The 22,529-nt window shown below is 39.9% G+C and carries 20 protein-coding genes; 16 read left to right on the forward strand and 4 right to left on the reverse strand.

What is annotated here, in order from left to right; translation table 11 throughout:
- The first annotated feature begins 10 nt into the window (after positions 1-10).
- The 6 genes from dapG (at position 11) to LM917_RS08650 (ending at position 8,203) form a co-directional block, all read left to right on the forward strand.
- Positions 11-1,237 carry an aspartate kinase gene (gene dapG / locus LM917_RS08625; protein WP_232697093.1) on the forward strand — a complete coding sequence of 409 codons (1,227 nt, stop codon included), beginning with the start codon at positions 11-13 and terminating at the stop codon, positions 1,235-1,237.
- A 51-nt stretch (positions 1,238-1,288) separates the two neighbouring features.
- Entirely contained in the window at positions 1,289-2,158 is an 870-nt protein-coding gene (gene dapA / locus LM917_RS08630; protein ID WP_232697094.1) for a 4-hydroxy-tetrahydrodipicolinate synthase, read from the forward strand.
- Positions 2,159-2,412: 254 nt separating this feature from the next.
- On the forward strand, positions 2,413-4,092 hold the full coding sequence (locus LM917_RS08635) for a ribonuclease J (protein WP_232697095.1): 1,680 nt from the start codon (positions 2,413-2,415) through the stop codon (positions 4,090-4,092).
- A gap of 376 nt (positions 4,093-4,468) precedes the next feature.
- Positions 4,469-6,001 (forward strand): spore germination protein, encoded by a 1,533-nt coding sequence (locus LM917_RS08640; RefSeq protein WP_232697096.1) that lies wholly within the window; start codon positions 4,469-4,471, stop codon positions 5,999-6,001.
- Complete coding sequence (locus LM917_RS08645; protein WP_232697097.1) at positions 5,994-7,097, forward strand: GerAB/ArcD/ProY family transporter; 1,104 nt, start codon at positions 5,994-5,996, stop codon at positions 7,095-7,097. Before LM917_RS08640 ends, LM917_RS08645 begins: the two co-directional genes overlap by 8 nt.
- Positions 7,094-8,203: a Ger(x)C family spore germination protein gene (locus tag LM917_RS08650; protein WP_232697098.1), complete on the forward strand. Its 1,110-nt coding sequence runs from the start codon at positions 7,094-7,096 to the stop codon at positions 8,201-8,203. Before LM917_RS08645 ends, LM917_RS08650 begins: the two co-directional genes overlap by 4 nt.
- Before the next feature lie 169 nt (positions 8,204-8,372).
- Here the strand turns inward: LM917_RS08650 and LM917_RS08655 are convergent, their stop codons facing one another.
- From LM917_RS08655 to LM917_RS08665, 3 genes are all read right to left on the reverse strand, one after another.
- Positions 8,373-9,305, reverse strand: a complete 933-nt coding sequence (locus tag LM917_RS08655; RefSeq protein WP_232697099.1) for an aldo/keto reductase — start codon at positions 9,303-9,305, stop codon at positions 8,373-8,375.
- Between the two features lie 87 nt (positions 9,306-9,392).
- The gene (locus tag LM917_RS08660) at positions 9,393-10,133 is read right to left on the reverse strand and encodes an IclR family transcriptional regulator (protein ID WP_232697100.1); all 741 of its coding nucleotides are present in this window, start codon (positions 10,131-10,133) and stop codon (positions 9,393-9,395) included.
- Between the two features lie 135 nt (positions 10,134-10,268).
- Positions 10,269-10,595 (reverse strand): winged helix-turn-helix transcriptional regulator, encoded by a 327-nt coding sequence (locus LM917_RS08665; protein WP_232697101.1) that lies wholly within the window; start codon positions 10,593-10,595, stop codon positions 10,269-10,271.
- Between the two features lie 141 nt (positions 10,596-10,736).
- Between LM917_RS08665 and LM917_RS08670 the strand changes: the two genes are divergently transcribed.
- A complete protein-coding gene (locus LM917_RS08670) occupies positions 10,737-11,141 on the forward strand; it encodes a DoxX family protein (RefSeq protein ID WP_232697102.1) in 405 nt (134 codons plus the stop codon).
- An 18-nt stretch (positions 11,142-11,159) separates the two neighbouring features.
- Positions 11,160-12,011 (forward strand): VOC family protein, encoded by an 852-nt coding sequence (locus tag LM917_RS08675; protein WP_232697103.1) that lies wholly within the window; start codon positions 11,160-11,162, stop codon positions 12,009-12,011.
- 198 nt (positions 12,012-12,209) lie between these two features.
- On the opposite strand, the gene lepB is transcribed toward LM917_RS08675, so the two are convergent.
- Positions 12,210-12,761, reverse strand: a complete 552-nt coding sequence (gene lepB / locus LM917_RS08680) for a signal peptidase I (protein WP_232697175.1) — start codon at positions 12,759-12,761, stop codon at positions 12,210-12,212.
- A 461-nt stretch (positions 12,762-13,222) separates the two neighbouring features.
- Here lepB and LM917_RS08685 point away from each other — a divergent pair, with 461 nt between their 5' ends.
- The 8 genes from LM917_RS08685 to LM917_RS08720 all read left to right on the forward strand — a co-directional run bounded on the left by LM917_RS08685 (position 13,223) and on the right by LM917_RS08720 (position 22,430).
- A complete protein-coding gene (locus tag LM917_RS08685; protein WP_232697104.1) occupies positions 13,223-14,038 on the forward strand; it encodes a MurR/RpiR family transcriptional regulator in 816 nt (271 codons plus the stop codon).
- 178 nt (positions 14,039-14,216) lie between these two features.
- Entirely contained in the window at positions 14,217-15,707 is a 1,491-nt protein-coding gene (locus LM917_RS08690; protein ID WP_232697176.1) for a PTS transporter subunit EIIC, read from the forward strand.
- Between the two features lie 24 nt (positions 15,708-15,731).
- Entirely contained in the window at positions 15,732-16,376 is a 645-nt protein-coding gene (locus LM917_RS08695; RefSeq protein WP_232697105.1) for an N-acetylmannosamine-6-phosphate 2-epimerase, read from the forward strand.
- Positions 16,377-16,625: 249 nt separating this feature from the next.
- A complete protein-coding gene (locus tag LM917_RS08700) occupies positions 16,626-17,243 on the forward strand; it encodes an undecaprenyl-diphosphatase (RefSeq protein WP_232697106.1) in 618 nt (205 codons plus the stop codon).
- A 109-nt stretch (positions 17,244-17,352) separates the two neighbouring features.
- A complete protein-coding gene (locus LM917_RS08705; protein ID WP_373688770.1) occupies positions 17,353-18,216 on the forward strand; it encodes a ClpP family protease in 864 nt (287 codons plus the stop codon).
- Positions 18,213-18,437, forward strand: coding sequence for a YlzJ-like family protein (locus LM917_RS08710; protein WP_232697107.1), 225 nt, complete (start codon positions 18,213-18,215; stop codon positions 18,435-18,437). The genes LM917_RS08705 and LM917_RS08710 overlap by 4 nt, the downstream gene beginning before the upstream one ends.
- 191 nt (positions 18,438-18,628) lie before the next feature.
- A complete protein-coding gene (locus LM917_RS08715; RefSeq protein ID WP_232697108.1) occupies positions 18,629-20,995 on the forward strand; it encodes an FtsK/SpoIIIE family DNA translocase in 2,367 nt (788 codons plus the stop codon).
- Positions 20,996-21,386: 391 nt separating this feature from the next.
- Entirely contained in the window at positions 21,387-22,430 is a 1,044-nt protein-coding gene (locus tag LM917_RS08720; RefSeq protein ID WP_232697109.1) for a BMP family lipoprotein, read from the forward strand.
- Positions 22,431-22,529: the final 99 nt, after the last annotated feature.

A 22,529-nucleotide genomic window follows, 5' to 3' on the forward strand; every position in this document is an offset into this window, starting at 1 on the left:
AGAGAGGTTCATGAAAATACTTGTCCAGAAATTCGGCGGTTCTTCCCTAACAACGGAGGATCATCGCAATCGGGCAATTGGCCATATGGAAAAAGCCCTGGCGGAAGGCTATTCACTCGTAGTAGTTGTATCAGCGATGGGGCGTAAGGGAGATCCTTACGCCACTGATACGCTACTACAATTAATCCGTCAAAATGGAGACAGTTTACAAACGCGTGAACACGATTTGCTCCTGCATACGGGGGAAATCATTTCAGCATGTGTTGTTTCCAGCATGTTAAATAAACGAGGAATTACCTCTACGATTTTAACAGGTGGCCAGGCAAATATTATCACAACTGATGATTATAATAATGCTCAGATATTACGAATAGAACCTGACCGGATTTTTTCTGAGTTGGAAAAGGAACGAGTTGTTATCGTCCCGGGTTTCCAAGGACGGACTGAAGATTGGCAGATCACGACACTGGGTCGTGGAGGTAGTGATACCACCGCTACTGCTCTTGGAGTTGCTTTGGAAGCTGAGATGGTAGATATTTTTACAGATGTAAATGGGATCATGACAGCGGACCCTCGGATTGTGGATGAGGCTAAACCACTTCATACCATGACATATACAGAGATTTGCAACATGGCTCATTTAGGTGCCAAGGTGATTCATCCTCGTGCAGTAGAAATTGCAATGCAGACGAATCTTCCCATTCGGGTGCGTTCAACTTTTTCAGAGGATACAGGTACGCTTGTGACCAGTTTGCATGAGGTTGGACGTTTCAATGAATCATTTAGTGATCGTCTTGTAGTGGGAATTGCTCATGTGCCTAATATTACGCAAATTAAGGTTTTCGCTAAAGAGGGTCAGTACGATACGCAATTACAGGTTTTTAAAGCGATGGCGAAGCATGAGATAAGTGTAGACTTTATCAATGTGAATCCGTTAGGGGTTGCCTATACCGTTCACGATCATATGGCAGACAAGGCTGCGAGCATCTTGTATGATATGGGATATGAGCCGCAGCTGATGGCACACTGTGCTAAGGTCTCTGTCATAGGAGCGGGCATTGCAGGTGTACCTGGTGTAATGGCTCAAATTGTCGAGGCACTTACTAGAGAAGAAGTACAAATCATGCAATCTGCAGACTCCCATACGACAATTTGGTTATTGGTTCAAGATGAGGATATGGTACGGGCAGTACGTGCTCTTCATCAACAATTTGACCTGTCTAACGCACGCTTGTAAACCTGAGACCTACATCAATGCGTCAAATTGATTTATGAGGAGGGATGTTACGTGGCCTTATTTGGTCGAATATCTACAGCAATGGTAACTCCATTTGATCAAGCGGGACAAATAGATTGGAACAAGACAGAGCGAGTAATCGAGCATTTGCTTGCCACAGGAACAAAAACGCTGGTAGTAAGTGGTACAACTGGAGAATCCCCAACCTTGTCAAACGAAGAGAAGCTGGAGCTCTTTCGTTTTGCAGTCAAACAAGTTAGGGGTCGTGCTAAAGTGATTGCAGGAGCAGGTAGCAATAATACTATCTCAAGTATCGCTTTTGCCAAACAGGCTGAAGAGACAGGTGTAGACGGAATTATGCTTGTTACTCCTTACTATAGTCGTCCTTCACAGGAGGGCATTTACCAGCATTTTAAGGCGATTGCTGAAGCGGTACAAGCGCCTGTGATGCTATATAATGTTCCGGGTAGAACTGGAGTAAATATGACGGCAGAAACAACGCTACGCTTGGCAGAGATTCCAAATATCGTTTGTGTGAAAGAGGCATCTGGTAACTTGGCACAAATGGCAGCGATCATTGAGAATGCTCCTGAAGGCTTTGAGCTGTATTCTGGAGATGACAGCTTGACGTTACCTGTATTAGCTATTGGTGGGGTTGGAGTGGTCAGTGTAGCCAGCCATGTAGTTGGACTGGAAATGAAGGAAATGGTAGACGCCTTCCTCCAAGGGGAACAAAAGAAAGCAGCATCGCTTCATAGAAAGCTAATGCCTGTATTTGAAGGTGTTTTTGCTTATCCAAGTCCTACTCCTGTTAAGGCTGCGCTACGAAAGCTGGGAGTAGACGCAGGGGTAGTTCGACTACCGCTTGTTGACCTCACAGACGAACAAGCAAAGTACCTGGATGAATTATTAGACGTATAAATAAAATCTTTACAAGAACAACCACTAGGTCGAAACACCTAGTGGTTGTTCTTCTTTATCCAATACGAATGAATCCTAAGTCCTTGTTGTAAATCATGGAAATATATGCTTCGAAAAATATTATACATAAACGAATTTACTAATATGCGTTTCTCACTTGTATTCCTATTTTTAATTCGGATATAATGAAAGTAGCGATTTGGGGGCGGTTTTGTTTGAGGAGTAATGGCAACTAATTTTAGGAGGTACACTCATTGTCCAAATTGAATCAAAATGTTCTTATCTTCGCTCTGGGCGGAGTTGGCGAAATTGGTAAGAACATGTATGTAGTAGAGACTGACGAAGATATCGTCGTTATTGATGCTGGATTGAAATTCCCTGAAGAGGAAATGCTTGGAATCGATATGGTTATTCCTGATATTTCTTATCTGGAAGAGAAACTTGACAAGGTTCGAGGAATTCTTATTACCCACGGTCATGAAGATCATATTGGTGGACTAAGTTATGCGTTACGCCATTTACCTGTTCCTGTGTATGCAACGAAGCTAACTATGGGTCTGATTGAAGCAAAATTAAAAGAAGCGGGTATACTAGGTTCAACCACTCGTCACGTTATTACGGGTGAATCTGAGGTTACTCTTGGTAACACCTTGAAGGCTAGCTTCTTCCGAGTGAATCACAGCATACCTGACTCCGTAGGTATCTGTTTAGAAACACCAGAAGGCTATGTCGTGAACACAGGCGACTTCAAGTTTGATCAGACACCGGTAAATAATCAACGTGCTGATCTGAACAAAATGGCAGAGATCGGAAGAAAAGGCGTATTATGCTTACTGTCTGATAGTACAAATGCAGAACGTCCAGGCTTTACCGGATCAGAAAGATCGGTTGGGGACGCTTTGATGGATGTATTTCACAAGGCAGAGAGCAGAATTATTGTATCAACGTTTGCTTCGAACGTTCATCGTATCCAACAGGTCTTTAATGCGGCAGTAGCATACAACCGCAAAGTAACCCTGGTCGGACGCAGCATGGTAAATGTTATTACAATTAGTATTGAACTAGGTTATCTACATGTACCGGAAGGCGTTATTGTAGATATTGATGAAGCGAACAAATTGCCGCTTGAAGAAGTGGTAATTCTATCAACAGGAAGCCAAGGGGAGCCGATGTCGGCTCTAACTCGTATAGCCCGATCCGCCCATCGGAAAATCGAAATGCTTCCTGGAGACACTGTTATTATTGCAGCAACCCCAATTCCAGGAAACGAGAAATATGTTTCCCGTGTTATTGATCAACTTTATCGCGCAGGTGCGAATGTAATATATGGCGGCCATGGTCCTAACGGTAAAGTACATGTTTCTGGTCATGGCAGCCAGGAAGAGCTTCGATTGATGCTCAATCTTATGAAACCTAAATACTTTGTTCCGGTTCACGGAGAATTCCGTATGCAACGTATGCATGCTCAACTTGCTGAACAAGTAGGCGTTCCTTCCGAGAACATTTTCCTGCTCGATAATGGAGATACCGTAGAAATTTCTAATGGTATGGCGAGATTAGGCCCTAAAGTACCAGCAGGAAATGTTCTGATTGACGGTCTAGGAGTAGGTGACGTAGGGAACATTGTACTGCGTGATCGAAAATTATTATCCCAAGATGGAATTCTGGTAGTTGTCGTCACCCTAAGCAAACAAAATGGCACCATTCTTTCAGGGCCGGACATTATCTCACGTGGATTCGTCTATGTGCGTGAGTCGGAAGAACTGATGGAAGAGGCAAATCGCATTGTTACACTAACGCTACAAAAATGTATGGATGAAAACGTAAACGAATGGTCGTCCTTGAAAAATAACGTCAAGGAATCACTAGGACGTTTCCTGTATGAACAAACAAAGAGAAGACCAATGATCTTGCCAATTATTATGGAAGTGTAATGGCAAATCGTAATAATGAGCCGGAAATCCTTGTATATCAGGGGGTTTCGGCTTTTGAAAGAAGCAGTTCCTTTTTATGAGGGACTGTTTTTTTTGATTATTTTTTATGCGTCTACATCATTTATTTAATAGAAATAGGGGAGATATGTCCTCAAATGCAATCGAATTTTTATAGTAAAGGCTATGAAACCCTTTATTTTCAACACCTCTCTACATGTAATTAAAATGAGGTTCTCTAAGCGATGATTACGATTTATTGGATAATGTAATTCTTAATTTATCAATAATCTTACCCTTAGCTAGACTGTGGAATATTTGTCCTTTTTAGGGAGATTATACAAGTTAGCTACCATATGATGACAAGGAGGTAGGGGTTGTGGGTTTATTAACAAATATGTTTACTAACAATCGGAGAAAAAGCAGACCTATGTTAAAAAAGTCTGTGCTAACACCACAACCGGTATTTCCCTCAGTGCAGGAGAATATTCAATTTATGCAGGAAGCGCTGTTTCATACGGATGATTTATTACGCCAAACCGTATCGATCCCAGGGCATACGAGCGAGTTCCTCTTCATGTACACCATGTGCGACCAGAGTAAAATTCGTGAGGAAATATTAAAACCGATTTTGGATAATAGAGATGGAGATTTAGAAGGAATTCTGATCTCGATGCGAGCGAACAGGTATGATGATCTTGAGAAAGTGATTGATTTGTTAGTGAAAGGATATGCCGTTCTATTTATAGAGGGTATGGAAGAATGCTTTGTTATTGAGGTGAAATCGAGTCATGTTCGAAGCGTCACCGAACCGAATAATGAGAAAACGGTGGAAGGCTCACATGAAGGTTTTGTGGAAAGTATCATTATTAATCTACAACTCGTTCGCAAGCATATCGAGAATCGTAATTTGGTTGTGAAGCGGTATAAGCTTGGTAATGAAACGAAAAGTGAAGCGGTGATTGTCTATTTGCAGAATCTGGCCAATCCCAAGCTCATCAATGAAGTCGATTGTAGAATACAAAATATTGATGCAGATAATATCTCATCTGCCGAAATTATCGAAGAATATATTGAAGATAAATCCTTTTCCCCCTTTCCTCAGCTCTTGCATACAGAGAGACCGGATCGGGTCATAGGGAATTTGCTGGAAGGCAGAGTCGTGCTGTTGGCCGAAGGCAGTTCTACAGCCTTAATCATGCCTGTGACTTTCTTTGCCTTTTATCAATCGCCGGATGATTATAGTTTTCGTTCTCTGCAAGGGTCCTTTCTCCGATTCATCCGGTTATTCAGCTTTGTCATCTCCATCGGTCTTCCAGCTTATTATATTGCGGTGGTGTCTTTCCATTACGAAGTGATCCCACAGGATTTGCTGCTGCCAATTAAAAGAAGTGTAGAGCACATTCCGTATCCACCGATCCTAGAGGCGCTGTTTCTGGAGCTGACGATTGAATTGCTTCGCGAAGCTGGTATTCGGCTCCCTGGGCCGGTAGGACAAACGATCGGAATTGTTGGCGGTCTCGTTATCGGGGATGCGGTTGTTAAAGCAGGTATGGTATCGAACGCCATGATCATTGTTGTCGCCTTAACGGCGATTGCTTCTTTCGTGGTACCTTCTCATGAGATGAGTGCTTCGGTCCGAATGTTGCGCTTTCCTGTCATGGTAGCCGCATCGTTATTCGGATTCTTTGGGATTGTCTACAGCGTGATAATCATTCTAATCCACTTATGTATATTAGAATCGTTTGGGACGCCCTATTTTGCCCCCGTAGCACCGTTACGTTTAAAGGATTGGAAGGATACGATCATCCGGTTTCCTCAATGGATGATGAAGCAGCGATCAAATGATCCAGCTCCACAAAAACTAGATCTACAGCGATCTTCAGGGGAGGAGCGGCAGGGAAATGAGTAATACCGAGTATCAAATTACGCCGGGTCAGCTTGTATTTTTGATTACCCAGACTCAAATTGGTGTCGGGCTGTTAGGGCTGACAAGCAAGGTGCATAACGTAGCGAAAGGGGATGCATGGATATCCGTGCTGCTGGCAGGTATGCTGGCTCATTTATTTATTTTCGTTATGTGGTGTTTAAGCAGAAGATTTCCTTCGTTTACGCTGTATGATTATTTGCCTGTTTTATTGGGAAAATATATAGGTAAATTTATTCAATTCGTATATACTGCTTATTTTATTTTGGTAGCTAGTTATATCATCTTACAGTTTAGCAGTACGTTTCATGACTGGGTGTTAAGCAATACGCCAAGATGGATTATCATGGGTATAATATCGGGTGTCTGTCTTTATTTGATCCGAGAGAGCCTTCGAACGATTGCCCGTTTTTTTGTACTCGTCTTCTTCTGTAACATTGCGGTGATCATCATTACAGCGTATGCATATCTCCATGTTAACTTTCTATATATATTGCCAGTGGGACAGGCAGGTATATGGAAAATAACGGAGGGTGCGCACTATGCCATGAACGCTTTTGCAGGGTATGAGCTTCTGTTGATTACTTTTCCCTTAGTGGAAGGAGGGAGCGCTGGAAAATTAAAGGCAGCAACTTTAGCGAATCTCTTCACTGCAGTGTTGTATACCTTTGCAGTCTTTACCAGTCTAATCGTATTTAGTCCACCGGAGATGGAACTGCTTCCTCAACCCTTACTTTACATGGTTAAGGCGTTAACCTTCAGTGTGTTCGAGCGGCTTGACCTCTACTTCCTCTCCCTATGGGCGGTCGTGACGACCACTTCATTGATGGGCTATATGTTCATGGCGTCTAAGGGGCTCGCTAATCTCTTTCGGGCGCAGAGCAATCATCAGAATGCAGCTCCTTACACGGTGGCCCTTGTATTTATCATTGTCGTGTTCTTTCAAAATCCGCTCTTGATTGATGTATTTGGAAAAATTTTATCCATCGCAAATTATGTGTTCTTATTTGGAATCCCATTCGTTCTATTCATGATTTCCATTCTGTTCAAGGTAACGGAAGTTAGGGGGAGTACGGAGTGAGATTGGGAATAATCTTATTCGCAGCCTGTTTCATAGCCATGCTGCTATCGGGGTGCTGGGATCAGCAATTGCTGAAGGACGACAGAATTGTATATATTGTGGGCTTTGATTTGGGTTCGGATGGAAAGCTTCAGACGACTACGGCGATACTTGATGTGAGCGGTTCGCAAAAAGGAATGAAGCCGTTTAGCGAAATTCATACGGTGAGTGGATATACAAGCAGACATAACAGGGAAATTATGGACCTTGAAGTACCCGGTAGAGTATCGGCTTCCAAGGTCCTTGTCATACTATTTGGAGAGGCTTTGGCGAGAAAACATATTTATCCAGTTCTTGATGTATTCTACCGTGATCCTAGAAGTGCTCTAAATGCAAAGGTTGCTGTCATCGAGGGTACAACTCGTGATGCCATCACTATGAAATTAACAGGCACAAAACTAATCAGCGAGCATTACAATAAGCTGATCAAAAGTGCAGAGAAAGCAACGAATGTTCCTAATGTAAACATTCAATTTATCTGTTCGCCTTTGTTGGATCAAGGTGATGATTTTGCGGTTCCTTATATCAAAATTGCTAAGACTCCTTCAATCAACGGAATCGCCTTGTTTAATGGCGATAAAATGACTGGCACGTTAAGTAGAGAGGAGTCAATGCTGTACCTGTTGATGGCCGACAAATTATCCAAGACCGCTAGCTTTACGTTTGAAGTAAATAAGGAGGGAAAGCAGAATCCGGAAAAATACATATCAATAGACGTTCAAAGTATAAAAAGGAAGTTGAAGGTAAACGTCCAAGGCAACCGAAAAATTCAGGTGCCGCTCGATTTAAACTTAAAAGTAAATGCAATTGAATACCCGAAGAATCATTTAACTAAACAAATATTGGATCGATTGAATAAGAAGCTATCGAAAGAACTAACGAGAAAAGCGCAAGTGGTTACGCAGAAAATGCAGAAAGCCAATCACGACGGGTTTGGGATCGGTCGAAGAATAATGGCTTACTATCCGAATACATGGAAAAATCTGAACTGGAAAGAGGATTATCGGAAGGTGGAGTTTGTTCCTAAAGTGACGGTAGAGATTGTTACTCACGGAATTATGAACTAAATATAAGTATCACTTTCGGCATGTAATTGTCGGTTAACAGACCTAAGACCACCAGTAAAGGTGGTCTTTTGCATACTTTAATAGAGTCATTTATTCAATTACGTTCTCTGAATGCAGGTTCACCATACCACTGGAATAGAGCTAATTCTGCAAGGTTGCTTGCTAAAAATTATTGAAAGATACGATCAATCTCTTGGATTTCATCAGCTGTTAAATGGACATCTAATGTTCTTAAGTTACTTACTACTTGTTCTGCCCTTTTCGCACCTGGGATGACAACATCAATGGAATCACGAGTTACATACCACGCTAAAACAACGTGAGCAACGTCTGTTTGTTTTTCATTAGCCAATTTTCGTAGTTTTTCTACTTTGTCTAAGTTTTGTACAAATTCTTCTCCTTGTAGATGTGGCATTTTTGAACGAAGATCATTGAATACCCGGTCCTTATTGTATTTACCTGCTAATATGCCAGCTGCTAGAGGGAAGTAAGGTATAAATGATATATTCTGTTCTACTGTGTAGGGGAGTAACACTTTTTCAGCAGATCGTTGTAACAAGTTATATTCTCCTTGATACACATCCACATAACCGTCTTTATTTGCCTCAATTAACTGATCAATTGAAAAGTTGGAAACACCAATTGCTCTAATTTTTCCTTCATCCTTTAATTGTTTTAATGCACCAACAGCTTCATCTTTTGGTGTATCATTATCCGGAAAATGAATATAAAACAAATCAATGTAATCCGTTTGAAGACGTTTTAAGCTCTCCTCAACTGTTTGCTTTAAGAAAGCAGGAGAGTTGTCGAACACAACATCTTGTCCTACACATTTATGTGCACCTTTTGTTGCAAGGATAATATCGCTACGCTTTCCTGTTTCTTTAATCACTTCCCCGACTATTTCTTCAGAACGACCTGGTCCGTAAATAAAAGCTGTATCAATAAAATTCACACCATGATGGATTGCTGCTTGCACTAATTCTTTTCCTGTTTCCTCATTTAAATTAGGATATAGATTATGCCCACCAACAGCATTCGTTCCAAGTCCAATCGGATTGACAAAAAGGCCTGTTTTTCCAATTTGTGTATGTCTAGTCATTCTTACTATTCCTCTTTTCTTTCATTACATTTTTATTTTTGAGACAAGATAAACATGTAACACTTCATGGTAGAGCTAATTGTAAGATCATGAGCTTATTTCTTTTGTTATTTCCTTGCTTCCTGCGATCACTTTTCGGGTTAAGCCCCGTAAAAGGCTCTTCTTGATTCTTTCATTGGGACCAGCTATCGCGACAGCTGCGATGACACGGGTTTCACGGAACACGGGGGCAGCTATACAACGAACGCCTAAGAATCTTTCCTCATCATCAATTGCAAATCCTTGTTTTTTGACGACTTCTAAATGATGAAAAAATAACTCTTGATCTACAAAGGTTTGGTCAGTAGCTTGAGTTAAAGTAAGTTGAGAAAATGTCTCTTTTTGTTCATCTGGTTTTAAATTAGCTAGGATCACTTTTCCTAAAGCATTGTGATGGGAGGGTGAACGATTTCCTATGCCCTGATGAAAAGGTTCCTTGAAGGGAGGTCTGATTATTTGCTTCATGACCAAATCCGTTCCATCCAGTGTCCCAATATATACATTTTCCCCTACACTCATTCCCAACCGATACGGACTATGTAAGATAGTCCAGTCAATGGATGTTTTTCTTTCATTAGCGAAAAGACACTTCGTATCGTTCAATTCAAAATACTTATCTCTTTTCTTGATATAGTCCATGTCTTCCAATGTATGTAATAACCTAAATGCCGTCGTTTTGTTTAGTTGAAGTGTATCAGAAATCTCTGTTAACGTTAAAAATCGATTTATTTTCAAAAGGTCTAGGATCTGTAGCCCCTTTTTTAATGTGGAAACTTCGTATTTACTCATAATGTTCACCTCGTCTCTGAACCTATCTTAAGCCGCATTCTAAATTTGATTCAACAATCAAGGTTTTTATTTCATTATTTGAAACTTTTAATTGAACCTATTTGCTATTTTATTTCGATTAGGAGACCATCCATATTAGGTTTCTTCACTCTCTAACTTAACCCAGAGCTGAGACCAATTCTCTATCTCTTTTAAAATGGGCCCTAATGAAATCCCTTTTTCTGTTAGTGAGTACTCAATAAGAACGGGCGTTTCAGGTATGACCTTTCTCGCAATAATCCCTTGATGTTCCAAGTCTTTTAATCGTTCAGACAAAACCTTTCCACTGATACCAATAGAAGATTGAATGGTATTAAACCGTTGTGAACCGGTCAATAATTGATAGATAACTAAAGCAGTCCAGCGTTGATGTAAAAGCGAAATAGCTTTTTCAAATCGTGGGCAAATAGTAGATTTTTTCATGCATTCTTTCACTCCTCTATGTAAACTATATTACTATACTATTTTATATTAAATTACTATTCATTATTGAATTACTTGACAAAAGAATGTCACTAAAATAAACTTACTTACATAAAGTAAGTGAAATGAAGGAGAATGATAATGAATAAAAATGAAGTAGGGAAAGTTATGTTACGTGTGGTATTAGGGATTATTTTCTTCGTTCATGGATTATCGAAATTTCAAGGGGGCATAAATAACACTGCAGGCTTTTTTGACAGTATCGGAATTCCAGGATTTATGGCTTATGTTGTTGCATTAATAGAATTAATCGGTGGTATTGCGCTGATTCTAGGAATCGGAACACGAATTGTTTCTGTGTTGTTTGCTATTATTATGTTAGGAGCCATTTTTTCTTTAAAACTTCCTGCAGGACTTCTAGGGAATGGTCAAATGGCAGGATATGAACTTGAATTAGTTTTACTTGTAATCTCTATTTATTTTGTTATAGATAACAAGTCCATTTTAGCCTTTGATAACAAAATTTTTCGTTCTAAGGCAGATTAAAACATAGGAGGATGTAATATGAGATTTCATAGTAAACCAATTACTTTTGTAAGCCATGTAAAAATTAAGGTAGAAAATTTAGAGCGCTCTCTTACCTTTTATCAAGAGGTTATCGGTTTTAAAATTCTAGAACAAACGAAAACAACAGCTACATTAACCACTGATGGTAAGACTAGTGTGTTGTCAATTGAACAACCAGAAAATGTTGTACCAAAACAGGGAAGGACTACGGGTTTATATCACTTTGCCCTTCTTTTGCCTCACCGCTCAGATTTAGCGAATATTGTAAATCATTTTAGTAAAAATGATATTAGAATTGGGTCATCAGACCATCTTGTAAGTGAAGCTCTCTATTTATCAGATCCAGATGGGAATGGGATTGAAATCTATGTAGACCGCGATCCTTCTGAATGGGATTGGAATAACGGGGAAGTAGCAATGACAGTAGATCCGTTGAATTTTGTAGATCTCCTTTCAAGCGAGAAGCAGGAGCAGGTGTGGAAAGGCCTACCTGCTGGTACAGTCATGGGACATATACATTTACACGTATCCGAATTGAAAAAGACTGAGGAATTCTATACACAGGGACTTGGCTTTGAAGTAGTTAGCCGATATGGGACTCAGGCACTTTTTATCTCTACTGGTAAATACCATCATCATATCGGCCTAAACACTTGGGCAGGGCTTGGGGCTCCGGCACCACCAAAAAATAGTGTTGGACTTGAATCATTCACATTAAATTTACCAAATGAGGCAGCAAGAGATCATGTAGTAGCTAATGTAAAGAATATTGGTGCATCCATCACAGAGGAAAATGATCTTTTTATTACCTCAGATCCTTCTGGGAATCGTATTCACTTACGGATTTAAATCAGAGGACAGTTTAAACTGGTGGAAAATGCAGAGATGCGAATTGTAGAGGAATTGAAAAATACAGGAATAGAGAGGTCTCTACACGCATGGAGACGTATGCCTAGAACCTCATAAATATAAGCCATAATCCTTAAATAAGGTTTATGGCACTTTTGTTTATACATGTATTAGAATATTTGTGAACTTCTCTATCATCTAATCTGATGAAAACATTTTCTTACCCATAACATGATTGAGTGGAATTACCCCAATAGCTCTACTATCCTTGCTATTGTTACGATTATCTCCCATAACAAACACATGGTTCTCAGGGACGACAATTTTTTTATCTGGTTGGTATAACATCATTTCTTTGATGTATGGCTCGTTTAGTGGTTGGTCATTTCTAAATACCATGTTCTTCTTAAATTCCAGGATATCTCCAGGCTTACCTATGACACGTTTCACCCAGAAAGATTCTTCATCTTCACTTCCTGTTAGTAACTGTACCAGCGGATTTTCCGAAAAATCATCCAGTAAGGAACGAGTTCGATCTACCCGTTTGTCGATTACGACGATATCACCGTACTCAGGGAGATACGCGAATGTATGGGATAGTTTCGATACAAATATCCGTTCCTGGTCTTGTAGTGTAGGGTCCATTGAATGGCCGTCCACCTTATATGTTTGTAAAACAAATATGTTAATAAACACTGCTAGTGCCAAAGAAAATCCAATCGTTTTTGTCCAACTCCAGATTACTTTTATTTTTTTCAACAAGATCATTTCCTCTCTGTTTTACTGTATAACTCTCTCAATGATGAACTAGCATAATATTTTTTCCTCTTATATAAATACGTGTATCAAAACATCTTCGTTTCAAAAAAAAGAAATTTTTCAAGATTGACTCAGACATAGTGTCATACTTCAGTATAGAAGTGAGCTCAATAATACCGGTAGAAAGGAAAGTAACATGTACGTTACTCGTACAATGATGCAGAAGCCGTATCTCATTAGAGGGATACGGCTTTTCACTTTCACTATTATTTTGACAAGCGCTATCTTGTATGGATTTGTCAAAAAATAAGGATTAATACTGGATACTAGTGGACTTTCTAGTGTAAAGTGAAGAAAGTTACTTGTACAGGTTAAGCTACATAAATATGGATAATTTACATTGAATCGAGTATTCTTTTATGCTAAAATTTCCAATTAATGGTGGTGAATAGATGGATATCCTCATGGTAATTCAACAGCAATATCCGAGTTTTTCTAAAAAAGAACAGGCGATAGCGAACTATATCCTACAAAATGGGATGACCATTAAAAACATGAATATTTCTGTTTTAGCTAAAAATGTTGGTGTGTCTAATGGAACCATCACTCATTTTTGCAAAAAAATAGGGTGTAAAAATTTTGCTGAATTGAAGGTTCAACTGGGAGGATTAGTAGCGCGAGAGCAAGTATCAGCTGATAACAATATTGCTGGACAGGTCTATAATTTTTACAAGACGGTTATCGATCGAACGAACCAATTTCTAGATATCAATGAATTAATTAACCTTGCTGATCAAGTTAGAAAAGCATCCCGAATTTACATATATGGCGTGGGAAGCTCCGGTCTTACAGCTACTGAGCTCATGCTTCGCCTAATGAGGATGGGATTCAACGTCCAAAGCATTACTGATTCACATTTAATGCTCATCAATAGTTCCATTCTGACAACCGATGATTTTGTAATTGCTATTTCGAATTCAGGTGAAACAACAGAGGTTGTTGATGCGGCTAGAATTGCTAAGAATAATCAATGCAAAGTGATATGTTTCACCAGTTTTTCCGAGAGTAGCTTAGCTCAGCAGTCCGATTCGTCTATTACCGTTTCGAACGCTCTGTTTATTGATAAGGAACGATTTATCAATAGCCAGTTTTCCGTTATGTATGCAATAGATTTGTTATGCACAATCTTGTTACGAGATTCGAATCTCAAGGATAGAATGCAAATAACAGTAGATACAATCATTGATTATAGTCGTCTACATACATAAAACTTTACAACATTAGCTAGTTCCCGATGTTATTGGACTTCAATAACATCGTTTTTTTTATTTTGGAGAAAGAAAAATCATATAAAATAAAATAATTTCAGAGGTATTCTATTTACTAAAATTATTTCATATAATACAATTATCACATGACAAAAGAGGAGAAAGGGAGGAAAATATGATGTTTAAACAATTGCAAAAACTTGGTAAAGCATTTATGTTACCGATTGCAATCCTACCAGCAGCAGGTCTACTGTTAGGAATCGGTGGAGCTTTATCAAACCCCAACACAGTTGCAGCATATCCTTTTTTAGACACATCGTTTTTACAAGCCATTTTTCAAATTATGTCAGCTGCAGGAAATGTTGTTTTTGCTAATCTCGCACTTATTATGTGTATTGGTCTTGCTGTTGGGTTAGCTACAAAAGATAAAGGTACAGCAGGTCTTGCAGCAGCAGTTGCTTTCCTGGTAATGAACGCATCTATTTCTGCCATGATTACCGTTTTTAATCCGAGTGTTGAATCAATCGATACGGGAGTAGTAGGATCGATTGCAATGGGTTGCTTGGTAACGTATTTGCATAATCGCTATCGGGCAATTCAGTTACCTGCCTTTTTGGGATTTTTTGGTGGATCACGCTTTATCCCGATTGTTTCTTCGTTTAGTGCCATTTTTGTTGCCATGATCTTTTTCCTAATTTGGCCTACCTTCCAAGGATGGTTGGTATCAGCGGGAACAGCTATTTCGGGAATGGGTTCAATCGGAACATTTTTCTATGGATTCTTGTTACGATTAACCGGAGCTGTTGGTCTGCATCATATGATTTATCCAATGTTCTGGTATACAGAGCTAGGTGGAGTAGCTACGGTTTCCGGTCAGCAAGTAGTGGGCGCACAAAAAATCTTCTTTGCAGAGCTGGCTAATCCTAATCACGTTGGTATGTTTTCTGACGGAACACGCTTTTTTGCGGGAAGGTTTGCAACCATGATGTTTGGTCTTCCAGCTGCTTGTCTGGCGATGTATCATTGTGTACCTGTAAAAAGAAGAAAGTTAGTATTTGGATTGTTTTTTAGTGCAGCCCTTACATCTTTCTTAACTGGTATAACCGAACCAATTGAGTTTATGTTCTTGTTTGTTGCTCCTTGGTTATATGTAATCCATGCCTTACTTGATGGGCTGTCCTTCTTGGTTGCGGATATTTTGTCTATCCGCATCGGTAATACGTTCTCAGGTGGAGCAATCGACTATTTATTATTTGGAGTATTGCAAGGAAATGACAAGACGAATTGGATATATGTCTTGATGGTTGGTGCTGTTTGGGCCGTTCTATACTATGTTACTTTCCGAGTTTTGATTACGAAATTTAAAGTTGCAACACCAGGACGTGAGAGCGATGGGGAAGAAGTTTCCATTGAAACAAAAGGAACCATTGCGGACACGGCGTTACAGGTGCTTGATGCATTAGGTGGACGAGAGAACATAGAAGATGTTGACGCATGTATTACGAGACTTCGTGTTGCTGTTAAAGATGTTTCTCTAGTTGATAAGGAAACGATTAAAGGATTGGGGGCAACAGCGGTCCTTGAGGTTAAAGGCGGAATACAGGCTGTCTTTGGAGCAAAAGCAGATTTAATCAAACAAAAAATCAACGAGGTTATTGGAGAAGAATAACGAATACAATGGAGGAACAAATAAGTGAACAGGGGACTAATTGTATCATGCCAGGCATTGCCAGAAGAGCCGCTTCATAGTTCATTTATTATGGGACGTATGGCTATAGCGGCATTGCAAGGTGGTGCAGTCGGTATACGTGCTAACAGTACAGCTGATATTGAAGAGATTAAAAAGCATGTGGACTTACCCATTATTGGGATCATAAAAAAAGAATATCCAAACATCAAGCCGTATATTACACCAACCTTTGCAGAAGTTGATGCTCTTGTGAAAACGGGAGTAGAGATCATTGCCGTTGATGCGACGATCGATCAAGAGGAAGAATTTTTACAATCACTGTTTTTTAAATATCCCTCACAAAAATTTATGGCGGATATATCAACGATTGAGGAAGGACTGCGCGCAGACCAATTAGGATTTGATTATATTGGAACCACTTTAATTGGTTATACTCCACAATCTAAAGATGTTGATAAATTCGAAGTGCTAGAACAACTTATTAAAGAGTGTAAACATCCAGTGATTGCAGAAGGTAATTTTAATACACCTGAACAAGCTGCAAAAGCCATCCAGTTGGGGGCATATGCAGTAGTGGTTGGTAGTGCCATAACAAGACCACAAGTTGTTACCAAATGGTTTTTTGATTCAGTGAGTAAGGTTTTGTAGGTAACTAAATATCCATTTATATGATTACAAATCGAATGGAGTAATCATTTTTGAGGCGATTATTTTTCGGGAGTAAACCGAAGAACGATCGCCCTTTTTTTATGTGAAGAATCCCCAGAAATATGGTGTGATAGATAAACCTTACAAGATTGTAATATTTATCGCTATCACTGTAAGCTGAATCGATGTTTCCAGTTTAATAGATGAGGTACATTTCCTCTATCAGACTTATTTTTGGAGGATATGGATATGGACCTAATTGAGCAAAATATAGCTTTATTTCGAGTAATTAATGATTTGGGCAAGCAGTATACAGCTTTAAATCCCGTATTTGTAATCATTGCGGAATATACGGTTTATCTCTTACTTTTATATGTGTTATTCCAATGGTTTTCCAGAATTCACTCGAATAGAATGATGATGATAAGCGGAGGTATTTCTTTTATCATAGGAGAAATAATGGGGAAAATAGCTGGTCAATTTTATTTCAATTATCAGCCTTTCGCTGTATTGGCAGATGTAAATCAGCTAATAGAAAAAGGAGTAAATAATTCTTTTCCGAGTGACCACACCATCCTTTTCTTTACCTTTTGTGTTACGTTCTTCTTATTTCGAAAAAAATTCAGACTCTTTTGGGTACTACTAGCCCTTTTTGTTGCGATCTCCCGCATTGGGGTAGGCGTACATTATCCTCTTGACGTTTTAGTAGGAATGCTGATCGGAACTACCTCGGCTTATGCTTGTTATAAGCTAGTTCCTAACCTTCGACTAACTACATGGTCCCTTCGTTTTTATGAAAACAGGGAAAATGAGCTGCTATCAATTTTTACAAACCGAAGTAAAAATAAGAAAAAGAAATCTTTATAGTCAAAGTAGGAAGAGTTACAGAAATATGTCGCATTACTCTTGACCTTCCAATGCATGGAATAAAGACCTCTAACTCATACTAACAACAGCAAAAAGGAGGTCATCCTGAATGAATCCTATGGATTACTTGCGAAAGCCATCTACTTCATCAATTTCCGCACTTCGGTCCGATGTGCAAAATAACAATCGCCAACTACCTTTTGGCTCACAACAACAACCAGATCAACCAGCACCACCTCAAGCTCTGCCGCGCCAACCGCAAGAAACGAAATCAGAAGAAGAGCCGTCGGAAGAAACAAAAAAACGCATGCTAGATAGTATTACTCAATTGGGTCAAACAAACGTACCTCAATTGGAGAGTAATATTTACTGTTTAACGATTATCGGGCAAGTAGAAGGACATATTCAGCTCCCTCCGCAAAACAAAACAACCAAATATGAGCATATCATTCCGCAATTGGTAGCAGCGGAACAAAACAAAAAGATTGAGGGGCTCATGGTTATTTTAAACACGGTGGGTGGAGATGTAGAGGCGGGTCTTGCGTTGGCTGAAATGATTTCATCCATGTCAAAGCCAGTCGTAACCCTGGTGCTTGGTGGAGGACATTCTATCGGTGTACCGATTGCGGTAGCAGGTGATTACTCGTTCATCGCCGAGACTGCCACAATGACTATCCATCCGATCAGGCTTACAGGGTTAGTAATAGGAGTACCGCAAACCTTTGAATATCTGGATAAAATGCAAGATCGGGTCGTTCATTTCGTGGCGCGTAACTCTGATATCTCGGAGCAAAAGTTTCGTGATCTCATGATGACAACAGGTGAGTTGACGAGGGATATTGGAACTAATGTCATTGGCGCTGACGCTGTCTCCTATGGATTAATTAATGAAGTTGGTGGATTAGGAAAAGCGATGAATAAATTAAATGAATTAATTGAGGCACAGCGAAAAAATGAGGCGGTGCTACAATGATCATTTATTCGACCGTTCCGATGGAGATCATTTTTGCAGATCAGGATAAGCTTGAGAAGCAGCAATTACACGAAATAAAAGTAGGAGAAGTACTCATGCTGGTAGAACCGGTTAATACATATGAAGGCAAGATCGTGCGCCTAATTAGTCCTGACCCAATGGATTATACGAATCCAGCATACGCACCCGGACAAATTGTATCATTTCACCCCTCTTTTTAAGGTGTATTTCCTGTATTTCTTAGTATTTTTTGTGATATACTAGATTGACAATCACTACAGCCGGAGCTTACAGATCCGGCTGTCTTTTTTCTGTAGCAAGCTCCCCCCGCGAGGCAGGATTTACATAGAAGTTGCTTGAAGTAATGGTAAGGATAAATATGGTGGGAGTGTAAGGCAAAAGGGGGCAAATCATGAGCAGAAGGAAGAAGAAATCTAGCAAACCTGCATGGGCCTCTCTCATAAGACTGGAACTAATCGGTATCATTGTAATCTTTTTAAGTGTTATTGGTTTGTTAGAGAGTGGATGGCTTGGCAAGAATGTTCTTGCCTTTTTATTTCGAATAATGGCAGGTTCCTGGGATTTTATTATCCCAATTGTTTTCATAGCAACATCAGCTTACATGATGTTTGCTCGCAGTCTACCTAGGCTTAGCCCGAGATTATTTGGCTTTTTTCTTGTATTTGCAGGTATTATGCTGTGGAGTCACCTGGAGTTGTATCAACAGCTTTCATTCAACGGGCGATTTAATCAAAATATGATTGGTCACACATGGCAACTTATTTTGGAGGATCATGGACAGAAGGTTTCTACAGTAAATGTAGGTGGAGGGATGATAGGTGCCGTTCTATTTACATTGACCAATGCATTGATTGGAACAATGGGTACCGGACTTGTCATTGCACTATTTTTCCTTGTTGGTCTGATGTTTATCTTCCAATTCTCTTATGTAGATTTATTGAATTTTATCCGCACCAAAGCCCAATCTGCATATGGAAAATCAAAAGAATCTGTCAAAGAATCGTTACAATTGCTTCAAGAGGAAAAAGAGAAGAAAAAGCTTGAATCACAGAAAAAAGGAATCGATGACAACCAATTGGCTGCAACCTCAGCAGGAGCTCTTCATTCAGAGTCCTCTTCTGAACAGCCACCGTGGACGGAATCGCAGCCAATAGAAACTTCATTTACACCACCTGTCATACGCGATTTTACGGAGCGTGTCCAAGATGCAATTGACGAGAGTCCAAAACAACCTGCTGACGTGCAGACGAAACGGGCTTCTACGACTAAAGCCTTGGCAGATGAACAGATTGATGTACCTATGAATTTTCAGGATAAAGCGCAGGAACAGGAGCAAAGTTATATTATACCTGAGCTTTCTATGCTTACCTTGCCAAAAGCTGGTCATAATATGAAGGATATTGATCATGCTTCCAACGCCGCCAAATTAGTGCAGACGCTGAAAAGCTTTGGTGTAAGTGCAATTGTGTCTGAAATTCATCGTGGTCCTGCTGTTACCAGATATGAAGTTCAGCCAGCTACAGGGGTAAAAGTAAGCAGAATTGTCAGCTTAACCGACGATTTGGCATTGGCTCTAGCTGCTAAAGACATACGAATTGAAGCTCCGATCCCAGGGAAGTCTGCTATCGGGATTGAAGTTCCCAATAATGAAGTATCGATCGTAACACTTCGAGAAGTGTTAGAAAGTCCCCACATTCAACAATCTGGGGGTAAATTGACAGTTGCACTCGGAAGAGATATTTCTGGTGAACCAATCTTAGCGGATTTAACCAAAATGCCTCATTTACTCGTTGCAGGTGCCACAGGAAGTGGTAAATCTGTATGTGTAAACGGAATTATCATGAGTATTCTTTTCCGGGCGAAACCAAACGAAGTAAAGCTGATGATGATTGATCCGAAAATGGTGGAATTAAATGTATATAATGGGATTCCCCATCTGTTGGCTCCTGTGGTAACAGATCCAAAACGTGCCTCTGTTGCTTTGAAAAAGGTTGTTGCGGAAATGGAGCGCAGATACAATTTGTTTTCACAAAATAACTGCCGCAATATCGAAATGTACAATCAATTTGTTCAGGAAGATGGGCAAGACCCAAAAGCAGCTCCGTTGCCGTTTATTGTCGTAATTGTGGACGAGTTAGCTGATTTGATGATGGTAGCACCAGGTGAAGTAGAGGATGCCATTTGCCGACTAGCTCAAATGGCACGTGCAGCTGGAATTCATTTGTTAATTGCTACGCAGAGACCTTCTGTTGATGTTATCACGGGAGTTATTAAAGCAAATATTCCTTCTCGTATTGCTTTTGGAGTATCATCTATGGCTGATTCTCGCACTATACTTGATATGGGCGGGGCAGAAAAATTATTAGGTCGTGGTGACATGCTTTTCCTGCCGATGGGCGCATCAAAGCCAGTTCGTGTGCAGGGAGCATTTGTTGCTGATAAAGAAGTAGAAGAAGTAGTTTCCTTTGTGAAAAATCAACAAGAAGCTAAATACAGCGAGGAGATGATTCCAGAAGAGACCAAGGACGAGCCACAAACCGTAATTGATGATGAACTGTATGACCAAGCTGTACAGATAGTTGCGGAAGCACAGACTGCCTCTGCTTCCCTTCTGCAACGCAGGTTGCGAATTGGTTATACGAGAGCTGCCAGATTGATTGACATGATGGAAGCGCAACATATAGTAGGACCATACGAGGGGAGTAAACCAAGAGAGGTCAAAATACCTAAACCCTCGTCAGAAAGTCAAATTTCATAGGATTAACCGAAGTGAATTATTTAATTCAGACATCTTACATGTACAGAAATTGATGAGAGGGATTCAGTTTAGTCTTGAAAAGCCGTGACATGAAAAAACGGAAAGAAGATAGTGAACAAAAATTCCCTTGCATACACCCTGTACATGGGTTAAAATTTCTACGGACCAAAGAAAACGCTAGCATGCCAATGAATAGGAAAAAATGCCTATTCCTGTAAGGAGAGAAGAGTTATGAATAAATAAGTTTTCATGTATCTGCTCGTGAAATTCTTGTTTGTTCAAGTTTTTGTTAAAAAGCCCTTTTCTCTGTTTATATAGACAGGCTTTCTTTGCCTGGGCTGCTAGGTTATCCAAAGTCTACATAAAAATGATCATTGGGGGTATCACAAGCATGAATAAAAAGATCCTATCCGTCATTTCCGTGGCGACCCTGAGCCTTTCTCTTGCTTTGACTGGTTGCGGCCAAAAACCAGCCGAGCCTTCTGGAAGCGAAAGTGGTGCGCCTGCAGCAGAACAAAAATCTGATAAGAAAATTGGAATGGTTACTGACGTTGGTGGTGTTAATGACAACTCTTTCAACCAAAGTGCATGGGAAGGTTTGCAAAAACTGCAATCTGAAACAGGAATTAACGTGCAATACGCACAAAGTACAGGTGATGCAGAGTATGTACCTAACTTGAACACTTTCGTAAAAGACAAATGGGATCTAACATGGGGTATCGGTTTCTTGCTTGCTGATCCAATCAAACAAGTAGCAGAGCAAAACCCTGATGCTAAACTAGCTATCGTCGATGGTGAAGTTGCTGCTCCAAATGTTACTTCTGTAATGTTTAAAGAGCAAGAAGGTTCATTCCTTGTTGGTGTAGTTGCAGCTGAAATGTCTAAATCTAACAAAATTGGTTTCGTTGGCGGAATCAAGATTCCAGTTATCGAGCGTTTCGAAGCTGGTTTCAAAGCTGGTGTAAAAGCTGCTAACCCTAACGCTGAAGTAGTTTCTATCTACACTGGTGCATTTGATAAACCAGACCTTGGTAAATCTACTGCTTCTAGCATGTACTCTCAAGGTGTAGACATCATCTTCCACGCTTCTGGCGGAACTGGTGATGGCGTATTTAACGAAGCAACTGCTCGCAAGAAAAACGGTGCAGATGTATGGGTTATCGGTGTAGATAAAGACCAATCTATCAACTTTGGTGAAGACGTAACTCTTACTTCCATGGTTAAAAAAGTAGATGAAGCTGTAATTCAGGTTTCTAAAGATATGGCTGAAGGTAAATTCGAAGGCGGAAAAACAATTAATCTTGGTTTGAAAGATAATGCAGTAGGTCTTTCCGAGTCTTCTTTAAAAACTCTACCAGCTGAAGTTCTGAAAAAAGTTGATGAGTTTAAAGCAAAAATCATCTCTGGCGAAATCACTGTTCCAGAGAAACCTTAATTAATTTAAAAATTATTTTAGTTATAGCAGTAAGTCCGACAAGGCTAGTTAACTAACTAGCCTTGTTGTTTCCATAAAGAAGGGTAACCCAAAAGACGG

The sequence above is a fragment of the Brevibacillus daliensis genome (assembly GCF_021245735.1).
GTDB classification, from domain to species: domain Bacteria; phylum Bacillota; class Bacilli; order Brevibacillales; family Brevibacillaceae; genus Brevibacillus_B; species Brevibacillus_B daliensis.

Bases quoted from the DNA above. Each gene is read 5' to 3' on its own strand.
- dapG (WP_232697093.1), top strand. From the start codon at position 11: ATGAAAATACTTGTCCAGAAATTCGGCGGTTCTTCCCTAACAACGGAG.
- LM917_RS08645 (WP_232697097.1), top strand. From the start codon at position 5,994: ATGAGTAATACCGAGTATCAAATTACGCCGGGTCAGCTTGTATTTTTG.
- LM917_RS08655 (WP_232697099.1), bottom strand. From the start codon at position 9,305: ATGACTAGACATACACAAATTGGAAAAACAGGCCTTTTTGTCAATCCG.
- LM917_RS08660 (WP_232697100.1), bottom strand. From the start codon at position 10,133: ATGAGTAAATACGAAGTTTCCACATTAAAAAAGGGGCTACAGATCCTA.
- LM917_RS08665 (WP_232697101.1), bottom strand. From the start codon at position 10,595: ATGAAAAAATCTACTATTTGCCCACGATTTGAAAAAGCTATTTCGCTT.
- LM917_RS08670 (WP_232697102.1), top strand. From the start codon at position 10,737: ATGAATAAAAATGAAGTAGGGAAAGTTATGTTACGTGTGGTATTAGGG.
- LM917_RS08675 (WP_232697103.1), top strand. From the start codon at position 11,160: ATGAGATTTCATAGTAAACCAATTACTTTTGTAAGCCATGTAAAAATT.
- LM917_RS08685 (WP_232697104.1), top strand. From the start codon at position 13,223: ATGGATATCCTCATGGTAATTCAACAGCAATATCCGAGTTTTTCTAAA.
- LM917_RS08690 (WP_232697176.1), top strand. From the start codon at position 14,217: ATGTTTAAACAATTGCAAAAACTTGGTAAAGCATTTATGTTACCGATT.
- LM917_RS08700 (WP_232697106.1), top strand. From the start codon at position 16,626: ATGGACCTAATTGAGCAAAATATAGCTTTATTTCGAGTAATTAATGAT.
- LM917_RS08705 (WP_373688770.1), top strand. From the start codon at position 17,353: ATGAATCCTATGGATTACTTGCGAAAGCCATCTACTTCATCAATTTCC.
- LM917_RS08710 (WP_232697107.1), top strand. From the start codon at position 18,213: ATGATCATTTATTCGACCGTTCCGATGGAGATCATTTTTGCAGATCAG.
- LM917_RS08715 (WP_232697108.1), top strand. From the start codon at position 18,629: ATGAGCAGAAGGAAGAAGAAATCTAGCAAACCTGCATGGGCCTCTCTC.
- LM917_RS08720 (WP_232697109.1), top strand. From the start codon at position 21,387: ATGAATAAAAAGATCCTATCCGTCATTTCCGTGGCGACCCTGAGCCTT.